General features: G+C 52.1%; 2 protein-coding genes. One reads left to right on the forward strand and one right to left on the reverse strand.

What is annotated here, in order from left to right:
• Window positions 1-400, reverse strand: a 400-nt coding sequence (gene tnpA / locus P5674_RS24400) for an IS200/IS605 family transposase (protein WP_190594130.1), incomplete at its 3' end; no start/stop codon positions are given.
• Window positions 401-451: 51 nt separating this feature from the next.
• Here tnpA and P5674_RS24405 point away from each other — a divergent pair.
• Window positions 452-1,471 (forward strand): RNA-guided endonuclease InsQ/TnpB family protein, encoded by a 1,020-nt coding sequence (locus P5674_RS24405; RefSeq protein ID WP_014275940.1) that lies wholly within the window; start codon window positions 452-454, stop codon window positions 1,469-1,471.
• Window positions 1,472-1,784 lie beyond the last annotated feature (313 nt).

A 1,784-nucleotide genomic window follows, 5' to 3' on the forward strand; every position in this document is an offset into this window, starting at 1 on the left:
TATGGTGAGGGTCGTTGATGTAGGCCATGATTCTAGCTGTACTCACTTTTCCTGTCGTATCATAGAAATACGCTCTAGTCCACAGAGAGGGCAGCTTGCACAGGTGGGGGAACTCCTGCCTGAGCAGCCTGGAAGAACGCCCCTTCATGGCCTTGACTATCTGATGAATGGCGACCTGCGACCCATGCTCTACCAAGACGTGAACGTGGTCAGGGGCTATCTCCAATGCTTTGAGCCGCCACTCATTTTCCCGGGCTACCTCGTTGAGTATTGCGGCAAGTCTAAGCTTAACGTTGCTAACCAAAACCTTCTTCCGCCGCTTTGGAATCCAGACCAAGTGAACATGGGCAAGCCCTACCGAGTGGTTGCCGTGGCGATAGTTGATAGACTTATTCCTCATTGTCGAAGACTGCCTATGTGTCTACAAAATCAAATATAGTATGATGATTTTATGGCTAAAACCTTTGTAGCACAAGTAAACCAACTTCCCAACGACCCTCCCTTAAGGGCGGCGTTGGAGTTTCTTTGCACCGCTTCCAATAACCTCTACAACTGCACAGTCTATCTGGCTAGACAGTTGTATTTCAAAGCGGGAAAGTTCTCCAATGGACAATGGCTCTCCAGTCAGATGAAGCACAACGCTCACATGAAGGCACTCTATACCAGTGCTGCTCAGCAGACCTGCATCAGTGTGGGTGAAGCCTTTAATGGCTACCGAGAACTGCTCAAGCTGTGGCGTAGCGGCGGATTGGCTGAGAAACCCAAGCCACCCAACTATCGCCGCTCTGGCGGCTTGTTCGAGCTCAGCTACCCTCAGCGGTGGCTCAAGCTAGTCAATGGTCAAGTCAGGGTGCCGATGGGCAGGTCTTGTAAAGTTTGGTTTGACCTGCCTGAGATTTTTCTGCCCTTCCCGAGTAACCTAGACTGGACTAAGGTTAGAGAGCTTCAGATTGTGCCAAGGGCTGGCTATTTTGATGCGGTTTGGATTTGTACTGGTAAGCCCGTTGAGCCAGTCGCCTTAGACACTGAAAAATCGCTGGCCATTGACCATGGCATCAACAACTGGCTGACCTGCGTTGATAGCGAGGGTCATAGCTTTATCGTCGATGGTAAGCACCTGAAGGCGCTCAACCAGGGCTACAACAAGCGGGTTGCCACGATTAAGGAGGGGAAAGCACAAGCCTTCTGGTGCAGGCTACTAGACAAACTCACTGGCAAGCGTAATCGCCAGATGCGCGATGCCGTCAACAAAGCCGCTAGGTTAGTCATCAATCATTGCCTGAAGCATGGCATTGCTACCATTGTCTTCGGCTGGAATCAGGGGCAGAAAAGTGGGGCCAATATGGGTCACAAGGCCAACCAAAAGTTCGTGCAGATCCCGACAGCTAAGCTGAAGAGCAGAATGGCTCGGCTTTGTGAGGCTCACGGTATTTTGTTCATTGAGCAGGAGGAAAGTTATACGCCCCGTTAGCGTCAGCGCTAGACCTTGATGCCATCCCCGTCTACGGTGAAAAACCCGAGGGTTGGAAGGCTTCAGGACAACGCATTCGGCGCGGAACTTATCGCTGTGGTGCTGGCGTTGAAGTCAACGCTGACGCTAACGGGGCGTGGAACATTGGCCGCAAGGCAAAAGTAACGGGGATGCAATGCACCCCCGCAAGAGGCGTTTTGACTTCGCCTAAGCGTCTGAGAATTTGGGCTCTACCGGGTGGGTCAATCCTAGCTCAGAAGTGCTGTAATCCCTCCGGGGAATCCCCGTCGCTTTAGCGCGGGGAGTAGTCAAT

The organism is Limnospira sp. PMC 289.06 (assembly GCF_032350395.1).
Classification (GTDB): Bacteria; Cyanobacteriota; Cyanobacteriia; order Cyanobacteriales; family Microcoleaceae; genus Limnospira; species Limnospira platensis.